Source organism: Pararoseomonas baculiformis (genome assembly GCF_017813395.1).
GTDB lineage: Bacteria > Pseudomonadota > Alphaproteobacteria > Acetobacterales > Acetobacteraceae > Roseomonas > Roseomonas baculiformis.
Window position 1 is genome coordinate 229,494 of the sequence record NZ_JAGIZB010000001.1, and the last position, 17,443, is coordinate 246,936.

General features: G+C 73.5%; 14 protein-coding genes. 5 read left to right on the plus strand and 9 right to left on the minus strand.

Annotated features, from left to right (window positions below):
* Window positions 1-89: 89 nt before the first annotated feature.
* Genes J8J14_RS01050 through J8J14_RS01060 form a run of 3 tightly spaced genes read right to left on the minus strand, consistent with a single transcriptional unit; the run spans window position 90 to window position 5,535 of the window.
* Complete coding sequence (locus J8J14_RS01050; RefSeq protein WP_245215221.1) at window positions 90-4,268, minus strand: chromosome segregation SMC family protein; 4,179 nt, start codon at window positions 4,266-4,268, stop codon at window positions 90-92.
* Complete coding sequence (locus J8J14_RS01055) at window positions 4,268-4,876, minus strand: DsbA family protein (RefSeq protein WP_209377557.1); 609 nt, start codon at window positions 4,874-4,876, stop codon at window positions 4,268-4,270. Before J8J14_RS01055 ends, J8J14_RS01050 begins: the two co-directional genes overlap by 1 nt.
* Window positions 4,877-4,914: 38 nt before the next feature.
* Window positions 4,915-5,535 (minus strand): DUF721 domain-containing protein, encoded by a 621-nt coding sequence (locus tag J8J14_RS01060; RefSeq protein WP_245215222.1) that lies wholly within the window; start codon window positions 5,533-5,535, stop codon window positions 4,915-4,917.
* On the opposite strand from J8J14_RS01060, the gene J8J14_RS01065 reads away from it, so the two are divergent.
* Together J8J14_RS01065 and J8J14_RS01070 are read left to right on the plus strand one after the other, a co-directional pair.
* Window positions 5,522-6,655: an A/G-specific adenine glycosylase gene (locus tag J8J14_RS01065; protein WP_245215223.1), complete on the plus strand. Its 1,134-nt coding sequence runs from the start codon at window positions 5,522-5,524 to the stop codon at window positions 6,653-6,655. The genes J8J14_RS01060 and J8J14_RS01065 overlap by 14 nt on opposite strands.
* Entirely contained in the window at window positions 6,652-7,173 is a 522-nt protein-coding gene (locus tag J8J14_RS01070) for a biotin transporter BioY (RefSeq protein WP_209377559.1), read from the plus strand. The genes J8J14_RS01065 and J8J14_RS01070 overlap by 4 nt, the downstream gene beginning before the upstream one ends.
* A gap of 356 nt (window positions 7,174-7,529) precedes the next feature.
* Here the strand turns inward: J8J14_RS01070 and J8J14_RS01075 are convergent, their stop codons facing one another.
* Complete coding sequence (locus J8J14_RS01075; RefSeq protein WP_209377560.1) at window positions 7,530-7,922, minus strand: rhodanese-like domain-containing protein; 393 nt, start codon at window positions 7,920-7,922, stop codon at window positions 7,530-7,532.
* Window positions 7,923-8,004: 82 nt separating this feature from the next.
* Here J8J14_RS01075 and ftrA point away from each other — a divergent pair, with 82 nt between their 5' ends.
* Entirely contained in the window at window positions 8,005-9,009 is a 1,005-nt protein-coding gene (ftrA, locus tag J8J14_RS01080; protein WP_209377561.1) for a transcriptional regulator FtrA, read from the plus strand.
* Between the two features lie 98 nt (window positions 9,010-9,107).
* Window positions 9,108-11,288, plus strand: a complete 2,181-nt coding sequence (locus tag J8J14_RS01085; protein WP_209377562.1) for a sensor domain-containing phosphodiesterase — start codon at window positions 9,108-9,110, stop codon at window positions 11,286-11,288.
* A gap of 110 nt (window positions 11,289-11,398) precedes the next feature.
* On the opposite strand, the gene J8J14_RS01090 is transcribed toward J8J14_RS01085, so the two are convergent.
* On the minus strand, window positions 11,399-12,394 hold the full coding sequence (locus J8J14_RS01090; protein WP_245215224.1) for a Bug family tripartite tricarboxylate transporter substrate binding protein: 996 nt from the start codon (window positions 12,392-12,394) through the stop codon (window positions 11,399-11,401).
* 106 nt (window positions 12,395-12,500) lie between these two features.
* Here J8J14_RS01090 and J8J14_RS01095 point away from each other — a divergent pair, with 106 nt between their 5' ends.
* Entirely contained in the window at window positions 12,501-13,394 is an 894-nt protein-coding gene (locus J8J14_RS01095) for a LysR substrate-binding domain-containing protein (RefSeq protein ID WP_209377563.1), read from the plus strand.
* Here J8J14_RS01095 and J8J14_RS01100 read toward each other — a convergent pair.
* From J8J14_RS01100 to J8J14_RS01115, 4 genes are all read right to left on the minus strand, one after another.
* Complete coding sequence (locus tag J8J14_RS01100) at window positions 13,391-14,707, minus strand: GAF domain-containing sensor histidine kinase (protein ID WP_209377564.1); 1,317 nt, start codon at window positions 14,705-14,707, stop codon at window positions 13,391-13,393. The genes J8J14_RS01095 and J8J14_RS01100 overlap by 4 nt on opposite strands.
* Window positions 14,708-14,783: 76 nt before the next feature.
* Complete coding sequence (locus J8J14_RS01105) at window positions 14,784-15,872, minus strand: site-specific DNA-methyltransferase (protein WP_209377756.1); 1,089 nt, start codon at window positions 15,870-15,872, stop codon at window positions 14,784-14,786.
* Between the two features lie 113 nt (window positions 15,873-15,985).
* Complete coding sequence (locus tag J8J14_RS01110; RefSeq protein WP_245215225.1) at window positions 15,986-16,630, minus strand: ribonuclease HII; 645 nt, start codon at window positions 16,628-16,630, stop codon at window positions 15,986-15,988.
* Window positions 16,631-17,395, minus strand: a complete 765-nt coding sequence (locus J8J14_RS01115) for an SDR family NAD(P)-dependent oxidoreductase (RefSeq protein ID WP_209377565.1) — start codon at window positions 17,393-17,395, stop codon at window positions 16,631-16,633. It lies immediately after the preceding gene.
* Window positions 17,396-17,443: the final 48 nt, after the last annotated feature.

A 17,443-nucleotide genomic window follows, 5' to 3' on the forward strand; every position in this document is an offset into this window, starting at 1 on the left:
AGGCTTTGCGCCCCGGCCGGAGAAATCCGGCCGGGGCGTTTTGCGTCCGCCGCGGCCCTGATGGGAAGGCGGGACAGGAGCCCGGGGCGCTAGGCCGCCCCCGCCTCCGCCATCTCCACCGCCCGCCCGAGATCGACGCTCAGCAGGCGTGACACGCCGCGCTCCTGCATCGTCACGCCGTAGAGCCGGTGCATCTTCGCCATGGTCAGCGGGTGATGGGTGACGACGAGGAAGCGCGTGCCGCCTTCCGTCATCGCCTCCAGCAGATTGCATAGCCGCTCGACATTCGCGTCATCCAGCGGCGCATCCACCTCGTCCAGCACGCAGACCGGCGCGGGCTGGCACTTGAACACGGCGAAGATCAGCGACAGCGCCGTCAGCGCCTGCTCCCCGCCCGAGAGAAGCGACAGGGAGGAGAGCTTCTTCCCCGGCGGCTCCGCATAGATCTCAAGCCCCGCCTCGAGGATGTCCTCCGAGCCCACCAGCGCCAGATGCGCGCGCCCGCCGCCGAACAGGCGCGTGAACAGCGCGCGGAACTCGCTGTCCACCCGCTCGAACACGGCGCGCAGGCGCTCGCGGCCCTCGCGGTTCAGATGGCCGATGGAACCGCGCAGCTTGGCGATGGCATGGCCGATCTCCTCGCGGTCCTTCTCCAGGTTGACGAGGCGCTCCTCCACCTCCGCCATCTCCACCTCGGCGCGGAGATTGACGGGGCCCATCTCCTCGCGCTCGCGCGCCAGGCGCTCGGCCTTGCGGCGGGCCCTCTCCTCGGCGGCGTCGGAGAGATCCTCGGGCTGTTCCGGCAGCTCGGTGTCCGGGCCCAGGCGCTCCAGGATGCGCGTCGCCACGGCCCGCCCTTCGTCCTCGGCCCGGGCGGCGGCGCCATCGGCGCGGGCCTGGGCCTCGCGCGCGGCGGCGAAGGCGGCATCGGCCAGCCTGCGCGCCTCGGCGGATTCGCGGGCCTCGGTCTCAGCGGCGGCCAGGGCCTCGGCGGCCTCCCTATGGGCCGCCTCCACCTCGGCCAGCATCCGCGCCGCGCTCGCCAGCAGCGCGGCCGCCTCCTCCGGCGCCTCGGCGGCGGCATTGGCCTCGATGGCGGCGGCTTCCTGGCGCGCGGCCAGCTCGATCAGCCGTGCGGCGGCATCGGCGCGGCGGCTGGCCCAGGAGGCGGCCTCCTCCTCCAGCGCGGCGCGGCGGGTGGCAAGCCGCTCTCCCTCGGCCTCCAACGCCAGGCGGGCGGCACGCGCCTCGGCCTCCTCCCGCCGGGCCTCGGCCAGCGCGGTGCGGGCGGCCTGCGCCCCGGCACGGGCCAGCTCAGGATCCGGATTGGCGGCCCCGGCCTCCTCCACGGCGGCGCGGGCGGCCTCGGCCTCGCTGCGCTGCTCGGCCAGGCGGGCGATCTGCGGCTCCAGCGCTGCCAGCCGGCCTTCCGCCGCCGCGGCCCGGGCGGCCAGGGCCGACTGGGCGTTGCGGGCCGCGTCCAGCCGGTTCTCGGCGGACCGGCGAGCCTGGCGGGCGGTCTCCTCGGCCATCATGGCATGGCGGAGCGCCGCCACGGCCCCGTCGCGTGCCGCGCGCGCGGCGGCGGCATCGGGCAGGGCGGCCTGGGCCGCCTTCGCGGCTTCCAGCAGCTTCTCCGCCTCGGCCCGCTCGGCCGCGGCACGCTCCAGCGCGGGCACCAGGGCGGCCAGCCGGCTCTCGGCCAGGGCCGCGCTGGCCGAGAGGCGCGAGGCCTCCTGCCGCGCCCGGGTCAGCCTGGCCTCGGCCTCGCGGCGTGTGTTGCGGGCCGCGTTCTCGGCGGCGGAGGCGGCGGTTTCGGCTGTCCTGGCGGCCTCGGCCTCGGCGCGAGCCTTGGCCAGCGCGGCCTCGGCGGCGTCGCGCGCCGCCTCCCGCGCCCGCAGGAGGTTGCGCTGCTTCAGCCGCTCGGCCCCGGGGCTGGGCGCGCCCGGATTGGCCCCTTGCCCGTCCCAGCGCCAAAAGCCGCCGCTACGGGCCACCAGCGCCTGGCCCGGCGCCAGCGCCGCCTGCAGCGCCGGCCCGCTTGCCTCATCCTCCACCAGCCCGATCTGCGAAAGGGCGCGCGCCAGCTCCGGCGGGCCCTGCACCAGATCCGAAAGCGGCGTCACCCCCTCGGGCAGGGGGCGGGCGCCCGCCAGCGGCGGCATGGCGCGCCAGTGGCGCGGTGCCCGGGGATCGGCGGGGTAATCCAGCCCCTCGCCCAGCGCGGCGCCCAGCGCCGCCTCAAGCCCCGGCGGCACGGCGACGGAATCCAGGATCGGCGCCGCATTCCCGCGCTCCCCGGCTCGCAGCAGGGCGGCGAGGCCCTGCACCTCGGCGGCGGCGCGGGCACGGGTGGCCCCGGCCTCGGATTCGGCGGCACGGGCACGGGCAAGGGCGGCGGAGGCGGCGGCACGGGCCGTCTCGGCCTCGGCGAGCGCCTGGCCCACGGTCTCGATGGCGCGGGCCGCCTCGGCCTCCTCCCGGCGCGCGGCGTCCAGCCTTTCGGCGGGAACGCAGGCGGCCTGGGCCCCCTCATGCTCCCGCTTCAGCCGGTCATGGCCCTCGGCGGCGCGGCGGGCGCGCTCCATGGCCACGCGGGAGGCCTCACGAGCCCTTGCCTCCTCCGCCTCGGCGGCGGCGGCGGCGCGCTTTGCCTCGGCCTCCGCGGCGGCGGCGGCGGCGCGGGCGGTTTCGGCGCGCTCGAAATCCGCGCGGGCGGTGGCGAGGGCGGCATCCGCATTCTCCGCCTCGGCCGCGGCGGAGGCGAGCGCCTCGGGCGACACATTGGCCGCCATGGCCTTGGCCCGCTCCTCCTCCATCCTTGCCATTTCGGCGGCAAGGCGGCGCAGATCGGCATCGGCGGCGCGGCGGGCATCCTGCAGGCGCTCGAAGGCCAGTGCGGCTTCCGATGCCGCCTCGGCGGCACGCTCGGCTGCCGCCTCGGCCTGGCGCGCGGCATCCTCGGCCAGGGTCAGGCGCTCGGAGGCCGCCTCGGCCCGTGCCGGCAGCCCGGCCAGGGCGGCGGCAATCTCCTCCGCCTCGGCCTTCAGCCGCGCCTCGGCGGTCTCGGCGTCATGCACCACGCTGGCCGCATGGGCGTGGTCCGCCTGGATCTGGGCCAGGCGGCTCGTCGCGGCGTCCAGCGCCGCACGGGCGCGGGCCTCGGCGGCGGCCAGCCCCTCGCCCTCCACGCGGCGGCGCTCCAGCGCGGTGCGGGCGGCGGCCTCGGCGGCGCGCGGGCCGGGCAGGGCCATGTCGGCGGCATGGGCACGGCGGGTGGCCAGCTCCGCCGCCGCCTCCGCCGCCTTGGTGGCCTGCTTCGCAGCGTCCAGCGCATGGCGGGCGGAGAGAAGCTGCCCCTCGGCCCTGGCGGCCAGGATGGACATCCACTCCGCCTCGGCGGCGCGGGTCAGGCCGGACAGATTGCGGTAGCGCGCGGCCTGCTTCGCCTGCTTCTTCAGGCTTTCCCGCTGCGTCTCCAGCTGTGCCCGCAGGTCATCGGCGCGGGTCAGGTTGGTCTCGGCCTGGCGCAGCTTCAGCTCGGCCTCGTGCCGGCGGGCGCGAAGGCCGGCCGTGCCCGCCGCCTCCTCCAGCACGCCCCGCCGCTCCTCCGGCTTGGCGCCGATCAGCGCGGCCACGCGCCCCTGGCTGACCATGCCCGAGGCCCGCGCGCCCGAGCCGATATCGGCGAAGAGCGTGGCAACGTCGCGCCCGCGCGCCTCCTTGCCGTTGATGCGGTAGCCCGTGCCTGCCCCGCGCTCGATCCGGCGGGTGATCTCCAGCTCCGCCGCCTCGGCATTCGGGGGCGGGGCAAGGCCTGCGGCCTCCTCCAGGCTCAGCGTCACCTCGGCCTGGTTGCGGCCGGAGCGGGTGGAGGTGCCGGCGAAGATGACGTCGTCCATCTCCCCGCCGCGCATGGCGCGGGCATTGGTTTCGCCCATCGCCCAGCGCAGGGCTTCCACCACATTGGACTTGCCGCAGCCATTCGGGCCGACAATGCCGGTCAGCCCTGGCAACACCTCCACCGTGGTGGGCTCGGCGAAGGACTTGAACCCGGCGATCCGCAGGCGGGACAGCGTGGCCGTGCGCGGCTTGCGCGGGCCGTCATCCTCCGGCGCCTCGTCCTCCGCGCCATCCGCCATGCCATCCGGCGCCGCTACGCCTTCGGCGGAGGGGGCGCCGTGCTTCGCCACGGGGTCGGGCAGCGCCTCCCCCGCCGGGCTTTCCAGGGCCGCGGCCCCGGCCATCTCGACGGGGTTGGTATCCATCAGGTGCCGGAAACGCCCGCAAGCTCGGCGAAGCGCTCATAGGTCAGGGCGCCCGCCTGGGAGCGGCCGTTGAACACGAAGGTCGGGGTGGAGCTCACATTGTGCTCCTGCTGCCCCTTCACCCGCATCTCCAGGATGCCGCGCTGCAGGGCCTGGTCGGCCAGGGCGGCATCCACCTGGGCGCGGCTCATCCCGGCAAGGGCGGCGATCTTGGCGATCTCGGCGACCGGGTCGCCACCGCGGGTGAAGGCCCAGCGGTCCTGGCTGGCGAACAGGGCGCTGACGAAGCCCTCATAGCGCTCCGCCGGCAGGCTGCGCGCCACCATGGCGGCGGCCAGCGCGATCTGGTCCAGCGGGAAGTCCCGCCACACCATCCGGATCTTGCCCGTCTCCACCAGCTTCGCCTTCACCTGCGGCCAGGTCTGGTTGTGGAAGGACGCGCAGTGGGAGCAGGTGAGGGAGAAATACTCGATCACCGTCACCGGGGCGTCCGGCTTGCCGGAGGAACGCTCGCCCAGGCGCGCGTCGGCCGCCTGGGCGAACGCCAGGCCGGGGATCAGCGCGGCCGAGGGGGCGGCGAGGAGAAGGCTGCGGCGGGCAATGCTCATCGGTCCGGGGGTCCCGTCCTGGTGGGGCTGTCGAAGATTCACTTCTGCGGGGCTCGATAGACCCCGCGGGCCAATCTTGCCAGGGCATCCCGCAATCCGGGGCTACCGACCGTATCCAGCGCGCCACGAACCGTATCAGGCAAGGGCGCATCGGCCTGCCGCCGCGGGGCCGGCCGGGCGGAAGGGGCCTGCTGGACGAATTTCAGCGCCTCCACCGTCACGGTGCCCAGAGCGGCATTCACCCGGCTGATCAGCTGCGGCGCCAGGTGCTGCAGCTCCATCGCCACCGGGCCGGAGCAGCCGATGGTCAGCGTACCCCCGCTCAGGCGCTTCGGAACGGTCACGGCGGCAATGGCGGGGCCCACCACCTGGGCCCAATCCGCCATCAGCAGCGCGCCCGCCGGGCTTCGGCGCTTGAAGGCGGGGCGGGTCAGCCGGGGAATGAAGCCGCCGAGCGGCCGCAGGCCAAGATCGGGGCGGCGCTCACCCTGCATCCTCCCTGCCCCGGGCCCGGCGGCTGATGCCACAGGGCCGGGAACCACCGGGGCGGGGGCCACGGGGTTGGACGTGGCCGCGCGGCGGGCGCGCGGTCGCGGCGCGGGGGGGCTTGCCTCCGCGCCCGTCACGCCTTCCCCTGCCCTTGCCTTGTCCTCCGCCATCCCCGATCCCCCGCCCGCCGGCCCGCTCCTGGCCTGGTATGACCGCCACCGCCGGACCCTGCCCTGGCGTGGCGAAGCCGATCCATACCGCATCTGGCTCTCGGAGGTGATGCTCCAGCAGACCACGGTCGCGGCCGTCGGCCCCCGCTACGCCCGCTTCCTCACCCGCTTCCCTACCGTCGAGGCCCTGGCCGCCGCACCCTGGGAGGATGTGGCGGCCGAATGGGCGGGGCTGGGCTACTATGCCCGCGCCCGGAACCTGCACGCGGCCGCCAGGGCGGTGGCGGCGCGGGGGGGCTTCCCGGATACCGAGGCCGGGCTGCGCGAACTGCCGGGGATCGGCGCCTACATCGCCGCCGCCGTGGCCGCCATCGCCTTCAACCGCCCTACCGTGCCGGTGGATGGGAATGTGGAGCGGGTGGTGGCCCGCCTGGTTCCCGTGCGGGAGCCCCTGCCCGGCGCCCGGCGCCTGATCGCCCCGATCGCCGCCCGCTTCATGGAGCAGGCGGAGGCCCGCGCCCGCCCCGGCGACTTCGTGCAGGCCCTGTTCGACCTCGGCGCCACCCTCTGCACGCCGCGCCGCCCGGCCTGCGCCCTCTGCCCCTGGCGGGAGGATTGCGCCGCGCAGCGCCAGGGAATTCAGGAAGAACTGCCGGCCAAGCTGCCGAAAGCCGCGCGCAAGCTGCGCCACGGCCTGCACTTCCTGGCCCGGGACCCCGCCGGCCGCCTGCTGCTTCGCCACCGCCCGCCGGAAGGCCTTCTGGGCGGCATGCTGGAAATCCCTGGCGCCCCCTGGCGCGAGGAGAAGCCGTGGAGCCTGGAGGAGGCCCTGCCCCACGCCCCCCTTGCCGGCCTCTCCTGGCAACTCCGGCCGGGACTCGCCCGGCATGGCTTCACGCATATGGACCTGGACATGCGCCTGGCCGAAGCCGCCGCCCCGGCGCAGCCCGCCCCGGCCGGGATGGTGTGGATGGAATCGGACACCGCGCGCGCGGCCCTGCCCACCGCCATCCGCCGCCTGCTTCCACTGGCGGACCCCCCGCTTGCCGAAGGCCCGGCCGGCATGGCAAGCGGCGCTTCCCGGGCGCGTGGCGCCCGGAAGAAGGGAATGCAAGCATGAACGCCATCCAGGGTTTCGCCGCGCGGCCGGCGCTCCGCTTCTGGTCGATGGCCCTGATGGGCTCGGCCGTGCTGGCCGCCTCGGCCCAGATCAGCCTGCCGATGTGGCCCGTCCCCGCCACGCTGCAGACCCTGGCCGTGCTGCTGCTGGGCGCGCTGGGCGGCTCGCGCATGGGCGCCGCCGCGGTGCTGCTCTATCTGGCGGAAGGCGCCATGGGCCTGCCGGTCTTCGCCCATGGCACCTCCGGCCCGGCCGTGCTGATGGGCCCGACCGCGGGCTTCCTGCTGGGCTTCGTCGCCTCCGCCTGGATCGCGGGCCTCGCCGGCCGTGGCGCGCTCCGCCAGGCCGGGGTGCTGACCATCGCCCATCTCGCGGTCTTCGTGCCGGGCGTGCTCTGGCTGTCCTCCTTCGTGGGGCTGGAAAAGGCCTGGATGGCCGGCTTCCTCCTCTTCGTGCCCGGCACCGCCGTAAAGACCGCCCTGGCCTTCGCCACCCTGCGGGCCCTGCGCCGCGGCTGATCCGCGCGGCCTTTCGGAAAAGACGAACCGCCCGCCCCGGCAGCCCCGGGGCGGGCGGTTCGCGTTTCGGGTCCTTCGTCACCTCTGGTCCCCGGGGAGAGGAAGAAGGAATTCTTCCTCTCCCCGGACCCCTCACCTTCATCTTCTTCTATCAGTTGGAGCGGTTCGGCTGACGGTGCGCCTCCGGTCCATGACCGGAGGCGACTGCAACGGCCGGGTGGGGAACAAGAGACTCCGTGTTGCACCCTGTCCGCGGCAGCCAGACGGGGTTTCAAGGGCCTCAGGCCCCTCGCGGGGTTCGATGCACCTCCTCGAACATCCGGAGAAGGCGGAGCCCTCTCCGAGGGGGACCCGCATCAGCCATCCAACGCGAAACCCTCATCCACCCATCCCGTCACGCCGCCGATCATGATCTTCACCGGCCGTCCCAGCCGGGCCAGGCGCAGCGCCGCGCGGTCCGCGCCGTTGCAATGCGGCCCGGCGCAGTAGACCACGAAGAGCGTCTCCGCTGGCCAGACGGCCATGCGGGCGGGCTCCATCTCCCGATGCGGCAGGCTCAGCGCGCCGGGCAGGTGGCCGCGCGCGAAGGCATGGGGGCCGCGCACATCCAGCAGCACGAAGCCTGGATCGCCGGAGGCCATGGCGGCGTGCACATCGGCGCAGTCGGTTTCCAGCGAAAGCCGACGGGCGAAATGGGATTCCGCCTCGGTGCTCGGCGCGGCAGGGATGGCGGTGACGGGATTGGTCATGCTCGGGCTCCTTCCACGCCCGAGGCTGCCGGACCGCCGGGCGGGCTGGTGAGTGGCACGAGGGCCGATTAGCGTCAGGATCATGCCAAAGACGCCGCGCCCCGCACCGCCCGCCAACCCGCTCGTGGTCGCCATCGCCTATGACGGGCTCTGTACCTTCGAGTACGGCGTGGCCGTGGAGGTTTTCGCCCTGCCCCGGCCGGAGATGGGGCCGGGCTGGTACCGCTTCGCCACCGCTGCCATCGAGGAAGGGCCGATGCGCGCCATGGGCGGGCTGCGCGTCTCCGCCGATGGCGGGATGGAGCTGCTGGCCCAGGCCGGCACGGTGATCCTGCCGGGCTGGCGCGGTATCGAGGCCCCCGTGCCGCCCGCGCTGATCGAGGCGCTGCGCGCCGCCCATGGGCGCGGGGCGCGGATCCTGTCCTTCTGTTCCGGCGCCTTCGTGCTGGCCGCGACCGGGCTGCTGGATGGTGGCCGTGCGACGACTCATTGGCGCTATGCCGGGGCCCTGGCCGCGCGGCACCCGGCCATCACCGTGATGCCCGACATGCTCTATGTCGATTCGGGTGCCCTGCTGACCGCGGCCGGAACGGCGGCGGGAATTGATCTCTGCCTGCACCTGATCCGCCGCGACCATGGCGTGGCGGCCGCCAACAAGGTGGCGCGCCGGCTGGTGGTGCCACCCCACCGGGAGGGTGGGCAGGCCCAGTTCATCGAACGCCCCGTGCCCGGCACGGCGGAGGGATCGCGCCTGTCCCCGCTGCTGGACCGGATGCGGGGGCGGCTTGCCGAGAGTTGGCCGGTGGACCGCATGGCCGCCGAAGCCGGGATGAGCCGCCGCAGCTTCATCCGCCATTTCCGCGCCGCGACCGGGGAGAGCCCGGCCGCCTGGCTCAACGCCGCGCGAATCGGGCATGCCCAGGCACTGCTGGAGGGCACGGGCCTGGGAATGGAGGCGGTGGCCGCGCAATGCGGCCTGGGCAGCCCCGCCTCGCTGCGCGCCCATTTCCGGGCCCGCACGGGCATGGCGCCGGCGGCATGGCGGCTGGGCTTCACGGGATCCTCATCACCCGCTCCGCAGACTTAGGACAGCGCCCATGCATAGTTACGCTTTCAGGACCAAGCCCTGCCGGGACGCCTGAGGCTGCCCCCGGAAGCGGGCGTTAGGAAGGACCAAGCATCCCCATGGAGCCCCCCGCCCGCGGCGAGATCCCGGTGAGGACAGCAGAGGAAGCGGAGCGGCTGGTGGCCGTGGCGGCCTATCAGGCCGTGAACGCGGAACGGGGCGCGGACCTGGACCATATGGCCGCCATCGCGGCGAAGCTGTTCCGCTCCCCGATCGCCCTCATCACCATCATGGCGGAGGAGCGCATGCTCATCACCGCCTGGCACGGCACCGGGCTGCCGGATGTGGAACGGGTCCATGCCTTCTGCGCCCAGACCATCCGGTCCGGCACGCCCATGGTCGTGCCGGATGCGGCGTGCGACCTCCGCTTCGCCCGGAACCCGCTGGTCACCGGACATCCCGGCATCCGCTTCTATGCCGGCGCGCCGCTCATCAGCCCCATTGGCGGGAACCGCATCGGCGCCCTCTGCGTCATCGACACCCAGCCGCGCCCGATGCTGGACGAGGACGCGAGCAACCTTCTGGGCAGCCTGGCCGGGCTGGTCATGGACCGCATGGAGATGCGGCGGCTGGAGGGTGAGCGGCGGGATGCCGTGGCGCGCTTCACCCGCGTCACCGCCGCCATGCCGGGCGCCGTGATCTGCGCGGACCACGAGAACCGCGTCACGCATTGGAACAATGCGGCGGAGAAGCTGTTCGGCTGGCCGGCCACGGAGGCGATCGGCAGCCCGGCGGATCGGATCCTGCCGGCCTCGGACCGCGCCTCCCACGCCGCGCGGCTGCTGCGGCTGGCGGAAAATGGCGGGCCGCCCGAGCACCAGCCCATGGAGATCACCCTCCAGCGGCGCGACGGCGGCATCTTCCTCGCCGAGATGACGCTGGCCTGCTGGAAGGAAGGCGGCGGGCGCACCGCCTCGGCCGCCATCATCCGGGACGTGACGCAGCGCCGCCAGGCGGAGCGCCGCCTGCGCCACCTGGCGCATCACGATCCCCTCACCGGCCTCGCCAACCGCGTGCTGCTCTCCGAGGCGCTGCAGCGCTCGCCCCGCTCCAGCCCCTGCTCGATGATCGTGCTCGACCTCCATGGCTTGAAGCATGTCAACGACGCCTTCGGGCATGAGGTGGGCGATGCGCTGCTGCAGGAAGCGGCCGCGCTGATGGAGCGCTGCATCGACCAGCGCGGCCTGCTTGCCCGGCTGGGCGGGGACGAGTTCGCGGTGCTGCTGCGCGGCGATGCCGAGGCGGCGGCGGCAATGGATCGGGAACTGCGCGAAAGCCTGACATCGGAGGTCTTCCGGCTGCGCGGCCAGAGCTTCCATCTGCAGGTCAGCACCGGCCGGGCCACCGCGCCCGGGCTGCAGGCCGATTCCCTGCTGGCCAATGCCGACCTGGCCCTGAACCGGGCCAAGGCCCTCGGGCGCGGTGCCGGGGTGGCCTATGAACCGTCCATGCGGGCCGAATACCAGGCCAGGCGCACACTGGAGACCGAGCTGCGCGAAGCGGTGGAAACCGGGGCGTTCACCCTGTTCTACCAGCCGCAGGTCCGGCTGGCGGATGGGCACATCATCGGGGTGGAGGCGCTGCTGCGCTGGAACCATCCCCGGCAAGGCCTGCTGACGCCCGGCGCCTTCCTCGACGTGCTCGAATCGAGCCCGCTGGCCTGCCGGGTGGGCGAATGGGCGCTGGAGGAAGCCTGCGGCCAGGCGGCCGCCTGGCAGGCCGCGGGCCTGGCGCTGCGGGTGGGCGTGAACCTCTTCGCCGAGCAGCTCCGGCAAGGCGACCTCGACAGGAAGGTCGGGGCGACCCTGGCGCGCCACGGGCTGCCGCCCCAGGCGCTGGAACTGGAGCTGACCGAGACCATCGTGCTGCGCCAGGCCGCATCCGAGCTGGAACCGCTGCAGCGGCTCCATGCCCTGGGCATACGCCTCTCCTTCGACGACTTCGGCACGGGCTATGCCTCGCTCGCCACGCTGAAGCGCTTTCCGCTGGACCGCATCAAGATCGACCGTGGCTTCATCACCGATCTCGGAGAGGACCGGCACGACGCCGCGATCGTGGATGCCATGATCAGCCTTGGCCGCAGCCTCGGGATGGAGGTGATTGCGGAAGGGATCGAGACGGCCGAGCAGGAAGCCTGGCTGCGCGCCCGTGGCTGCGAGCTGGGCCAGGGCTACCGCTACGGCAAGCCGATGCCGGCGGGGGATCTGCTCCGGCTCGCCCAGAGGCGGAACGCCGCCTGACCAGGCCAGCAGGGCCACATCCACGCCCAGCCGCGCGGCGGAGCGCCCGCCGGCCGGGACGCATCGGCTGAGAACGGGGGCGGCGCCCGGCAGGCACCGCCCGGCGGCCGCTAGTCCAGCCGCACGTTGTTGGCGCGGATCAGGCGCGTATAGGTATCGGTCGTCTCGGTCAGCCAGTTGCGGAAGGCGTCCGGCCCCTCGGTGCGCGGCTCGGCGCCCAGGTCTTTCAGCCGGGCGGCGATGGCGGGCATCGCCACGATCGCCTGCAGTTCCTTGTGCAGCCGCTCGATCACCGGGCGGGGCGTGTTGCCCTGCACCATGATGCCCTGCCAGGTGCCCGCATCCACCGCCGGCCAACCCAGTTCCCGGAAGGTGGGCACGTTGGGCAGGGAGGCCAGGCGGTGCTGGCCGGTCACGGCCACGGCACGCATCTGGTTGTTCACCGCATAGGGCTGGGCCTGGGTGGCGCCGGCGATGGTCAGGTCCGCCTCGCCCGAGACCACGGCCGTCAGCGCCGGGGCGCCGCCACGATAGGGCACATGCGTCATCTCCCGCCCCCAGGCATCGGCAAGCTCGATCAGGGTGAGGTGGGAGGCGGTGCCGACACCGGAATTGCCGGCATTCAGCGGCCGCGGGGCGGATTTCGCATGGGCGGCCAGTGCCCGCGCATCCTGCGCCGGCAGCGCATTCGCGACGCCAAGGATGTAGGGCGCGTAGATCAGCATCGTCACCGGCGCCAGGTCCTTCGCATTGTCGAAGGGCAGGCGGGGGAACAGCGCGGGGTTGGTGGCGATGGTCGTCACGTCCATCAGCAGCAGGGTGTGGCCATCCGGCTGGCTCTTGGCCACGACATCGGCGCCGATATTGCCGCCCGCCCCCGCGCGGTTCTCAACCACCACGCTCTGCCCCACGGCGCGCCCGAGCTCCTGCGCGATCAGCCGGGCGAGGATGTCGCTGGTGCCGCCCGGCGCGTTGGGCACGATGATGCGGAGCGGGCGGTCGAAGTTCTGGGCCCGCACGGCGGGCGCGGCGAGCGCGGTGAGGGCGCTGGCGGCGAGGCTGGTGCGGAGGAGGTCGCGGCGCTTCATCTCGATCGTTTCCCTCATGCGTTCTCGCGGCCCTTCGGGGCCGTCTCGCATCCACTGGCGTAACGGACCGCACCGATGCTTGTCCAAGCTTGAATGCAGATCAATCGATACGCAAACTGGATCAATGTTCGAACTGGGCCAGCTCCGCTGCTTCGTCGCCGTGGCGGAGGAGCTGCATTTCCGCCGCGCCGCCGCCCGGCTGAACATGACCCAGCCGCCCCTCAGCCGGCAGATCCAGGTGTTGGAGCATGAGCTGGGCTTCGCCCTGTTCCATCGCAGCAGCCGCGCCGTGCGGCTCACCCCGGCCGGGCAGGTCTTCCTGGACCAGTCGCGGCGCATGCTCCGCATGGCCGAAGGAGCGGTGCAGGAGGCGCTGCGCGTGGCGCAGGGAGAAGTCGGCAGCATCACGCTCGGCTTCACCGCGGCATCGAGCTACGCGGTGCTGCCGCGCCTGGTTTCCATCATCCGCCGGGGGGCGCCCGGGATCGAACTGAACCTGCGGGAAATGGTCACGCAGGAGCAGTTGAGCGCGCTGCGCGCCGGCCGGATCGATGCCGGGCTGCTGCGCCCGCCCGCCACCGGCCCCGACCTCCGCGCCCTGCGGCTGGAGCGGGAGCCGATGCTGCTGGCCCTGCCGCTGGACCATCCCCTGGCGGAGCAGGCATCGGTCGATCCCGCGGCGCTGGATGGCCAGCCCCTCATCACCTATCCGCCCGTGGAGGGGCGCTACCTGCACGACCTGGTGCTCTCCGTGCTGCGGCTGGCCGGGGTGACGCCGGGGCGGATGCAGCATCTCAGCCAGACGCATTCCATCCTGGCCCTGGTCGGCGCCGGGATCGGCTTCGCCCTGGTGCCCCAGGCGGCCGAGCGGCTGCGGCCGCTGGACGTGGCTCTGCGCCCGCTGCGCGGCACGCCGCCCCTGACGGCCGACCTGCTGCTCGCCTGGACAGAGGCGGAAAACCCGGCGCGGGACCTGGTGCTGGCGGTGCTGCGGCAGGAATGGCCGGGGCTGGCCTAGACGGGTCGGCCCCCCTGCCGCCCGGCCCAGGGCAGCCAGAGCGTCACGCGTGTTCCCTGCCCTGCCCCGCTCGCGATCGAGAGCGCCCCGCCGGCCCCCTCGGCATAGTCCCGCGCCATGGAAAGGCCGAGCCCGGTGCAGCCATCCTTCGTGGTGAAGAAGGGTTCCATGGCCCGCGCCAGGGTATCCGCATCCATCCCCGCACCCGTATCGGCCACGCCGAGGCGCAGATAGCGGCCCGGCCGCAGCGATGCGGGATGATCCGCACCCGGCGCCACCTCGTCCGGCGTGGCGGAAAAGGTGAGGGTGCCGCCGCCCGGCATGGCATCCCGCGCATTGCCGGCCAGATGGGCCAGCACGGCCTCCAGCTCCCCCCGGTCGGTCAGCAGGGCGGGCAGGTCCGGCGGCGCCTCGATCACCACCTGCAGCGGGCCGCCTGGCGGGGGCGCCAGCGCCTCGGCCAGTTCCTGGAACAGGGCGGCGGGCCGCACGCGCTGCAGGCCCAGCGCGCCCTGGCGCGTGAAGGAGAGAAGCAGGTCGGTGACGGAGGCGCCGCGCTGCGCCACCCCATCCACCATGCCCAGGAGCTGGCGCGCGGCGGCCGGGTTCTCCTCAATTTGGGCGGCTGCCATCTGCACGCCGCTGCGCACGGCCTGAAGCAGGCGGGCGAAATCATGCGCCACGCCGCCGGCGAGCTGCCCCAACGCCTCCAGCGGGCCGGCACGTTCCTGCCATCCCGGGGGGGCCGCTTCCGCCACCTCCTGCGCCGCCCGTCCGCGCAGCTCCTGAGCCAACCGCCTCATGGAGATCTCACCCACGGCCATGGCCGCCAGGTCGCGCAGCGCGGCGGCATCGGCAGTGGTCCAGTCCCGCGGCACCGTGTCGATGGCGCAGAGGGACCCGAGGACATGGCCCTCCGGCGTGGTGAGGGGCATGCCGAGATAGGCGACCACGCCGAGATCGGGGATCGCCAGGTTGTCGCAGACCAGAGGATGACGCCCCGCATCCTGCACCATCAGCGGCGCGCCGCTGGCCACCACATGCTGGCAGAAGGAGTGGGAGAGCGGGGTTTCGCGCCGGATCGCCCAGACCTCCGGCAGGCCCACCGCGCTCTTGAAGAACTGGCGCTCCGCCTCGACCAGCGAGACCAGGGCCACGGGCACGCCCAGCAGGCGGCAGACGAGCCGGGTCAGCCGGTCGAACACCTCCTCGGGCGGGGTGTCGAGCAGGCCGGTGCGGCGCAGCGCTTCCAGGCGCTCGGGGTCGCGGATCGGATCGCCCCGGCCGGCGCCGGACTTCGGATCGGGAAGCATGATGCCGGGCAGGCTGCCATATCGGGGCGGAAGTTGAAAACGTTCCGTGGAACAGAGCGGGGGAGTGGAGCGGGGCTCAGGACCCCGGTGCCAGCTCCGCCCGGAGTTCGTCGATCACCCGCAGCGTGCCGTCCCGGCGCTCGATATGCCAGAAGGTCCAGCCATTGCAGGAGGGCGCCTCCTGCACGGCGGCGCCGACCTGGTGGATGCTGCCGGTGATGCGGCCGCAGCGCAGCGTGGCATCGGCACCCACCTCGGCCTGCCAGCGGCGGTGGCGGTCCCACAGCTTCGTGCCGGGCGGCACCAGCCCGCGCTCCACCAGGGCGCCGAAGGGAATGCGGGGCTGCTCGCGCTTGGCGGGCAGGGAAAGGGCGATGCTCTCCGGCAGGGGCTCGATCCCGGCCAGCCGCGCCTCGGCGGCATCGGCATAGCCGGGGTCGCGCTCCAGCCCGATATAGCGGCGCCCCAGGCGCTTCGCGACGGCGGCGGTGGTACCGGTGCCGAGGAAGGGATCCAGCACCACCTCGCCCGGCGCGGTGCAGGAGAGGATCACCCGGTGCAGCAGCGCCTCCGGCTTCTGGGTCGGATGCAGCTTGGCGCCATCCTCTCCGCGCAGCCGCTCATGGCCGGTGCAGAGCGGGATGAGCCAGTCGCTCCGCATCTGCTTGTCGTCGTTCATCGCCTTCATGGCGGCGTAGTTGAAGCGGTAGCGGCTCTCCTCCCCACGCGCGGCCCAGATCAGGGTCTCATGCGCGTTGGTGAAGCGGCGGCCGCGGAAATTCGGCATGGGGTTGGACTTGCGCCAGACCACGTCGTTCAGGATCCAGAAGCCGAGATCCTGCAGCGCGACGCCGAGGCGGAAGATGTTGTGGTAGGAGCCCATCACCCAGATGGTGCCGTCCCGCCGCAGCACGCGGCGGCATTCGGTCAGCCATTCGCGCGTGAAGCGGTCATAGGTGGCGAGGTCGTCGAACCGGTCCCACTCGTCGTCCACCGCGTCGACGAGGCTGTCGTCCGGACGGCGCAGCGAACCCTTGAGCTGCAGGTTGTAGGGCGGATCGGCAAAGATGGCGTGCACCGAGGCCGGCGGCAGCCGCTTCAGGCTCTCGATGCAGTCTCCGCGCAGCACGCTGTCCAGCGGCAGGTCCAGACCCGTCGTTCCCACGCGCACCACATCCCCCGGTAAATCGCCGGTCGCGGCGCCACGCCCCCGCGTCGCGCCGGGCCCTGCCCCCGCGGCAAGATGCCCATGGCCGAGTCGCCCGGTCAAGTTTCGGGTCAAGAAAGCGCCAGAACGGCTTGATCGACGGGGCTGAATCCGCGCCGATGATGCGGCGTCGGGCCCAGCCGCGCCAGGGCTTCCCGATGCGCCGGCGTCGGATAGCCAGCATGGCGCGCGAAGCCGTAATCCGGCCAGCGCGCACCGAGCCGCGCCATGGCCCGGTCCCGCACAACCTTGGCCATGATCGATGCAGCGGCAATGGAAAGGGAGAGCCCGTCTCCGCCCACCACGCAGCGCACCGCGCAGCCCAGGCGCGGCGGAGCATTGCCGTCCACCAGGGCCAGGCTCGGCGCCACCGGCAGGCGGGAGACGGCGCGGAGCATGGCGAGATGCGTCGCCCGCAGGATGTTCAGCCGCCCGATCTCCCCCGCGCTGGCGGCGCCGACGCTGATCAGCGCGGTGCCGGCCGCCCGGGCCCCGATCAGGGCGGCATAGGCCGCTTCCCGCTTCGCGGCATCCAGCCGCTTGCTGTCATCCAGGAGCGCGGCCAGTTCCTCCGGCGGCTGGCCGGGGAAGATCACGGCAGCGGCCAGCACCGGTCCGGCGAGCGGGCCGCGCCCGGCCTCGTCCACCCCGGCCACGGGGCCGGGATGCGCGGCTTCCAGCGAGAAATCCGGCCGCGGGGCCATCCGGCGCGCCATCTAGAGAATCAGGCCTCCATCCACCACCAGGGTCTGCCCGGTGATCATAGAGCCCGCGCAGCCCAGGAAGAGAATGGCCTCCGCGATATCCTCCGGCACGCAGCGGCGGCCCATGGGGCAGTTCTGGATCGATTGCGCCCGCTGCGCATCGGTCCACTCGATCTGCCAGGTGCTGTCCACCGCGCCCGGCGCCACGGCGTTCACGCGCACCTCCGGCCCCAGGCCCCGCGCCAGATGCTTGGTCAGCGCGATCACCCCCGCCTTGCTGGAGGCATAGGCCATGGAGGAGCCACGGCCCGAAAGCCCGGCCACGGAGGCGATGTTCACCACCGCGCCGCGCGTTTCCCGCAGCGCCGGCACCGCCGCGCGGGTGGCGCGGAACAGGCCGACGAGATTCGTGTCCAGGATGCGGTCCCAGAGATCGTCGGTGATCTCGTCCAGCGCATTCCCCGGGATGGTGCGGCTGGCGCCGGGCGTGCCGGCATTGTTCACCAGCAGGTCCAGCCGGCCCAGCGCGGCCACGGCGGCCTGCACCATGGCCGCTTCCTCTCCGCTGCCGATGGCACCCGGGGCTTCCACGGCGGTCGCTCCCGTGGCGCGGATGGCGGCGACAGCCTCGGGCCCGCGCGGATCGCCGGGCAGGAAGTTCACCGCCACGGCGCAGCCATTCGCGGCCAGTTCCTGCGCGGCGGCCAGGCCGATGCCGGAGGCGGCACCGGTCACCAGCGCGGCGCGGCCGGCGAGATCATAACGTGGACGTGGCATGGTCTGGTCCTTCCCTGGCCCCGCAGAATCGCCGGGCTCGGCGGCGGG